Source organism: Bradyrhizobium sp. Leo78 (genome assembly GCF_059512425.1).
In genome coordinates, this window is the sequence record NZ_JCAMOT010000225.1 from 1 (window position 1) to 441 (window position 441).

Below are 441 nucleotides of genomic sequence, written 5' to 3' on the forward strand. Positions count from 1 at the left end.
CATGCAGAAAAGATTACTTTAGACGCAGGGGGTTACCTGTTGACCGAGAGATCCTGGCTGTGGGTTAGGCGTAACACGAGGAGGGGATGGCATCCATGTTGCTTGAAGATCTGTATCGCCTGATGAAGACCGGGCACGTACAGGCTCAGGGCATCGTTGACACCATGACACAACCAGTCGTCGTGCTGGATCAGCATTTCTATGTTACGACCGCAAACAACGCGTTCATCAAGGCTTTCGAGGTCAAGCGGGATGACATTCTCTCCCAGGACTTCTTCGAGCTTGGCAATGGGCAGTGGGATATTCCGGCGCTTCGGCAGCTCATATCCTCCATCATCCCACGCGCGGCGGCCGTCGTCGGCTTTGAAGTGAAGCATGATTTTCCGACAATCGGCCAACGTACGTTTCTTGTCGACGCCCGCCGCCTCGTTCATCCCGATG

The 441-nt window shown here is 54.9% G+C and carries 1 protein-coding gene; it reads left to right on the forward strand.

Annotation, left to right across the window (positions count from 1 at the left end):
* Positions 1-95: 95 nt before the first annotated feature.
* Positions 96-441: PAS domain-containing protein (locus AC5ZG1_RS44405; RefSeq protein ID WP_496136572.1), on the forward strand; the 346-nt coding region annotated here is incomplete at its 3' end.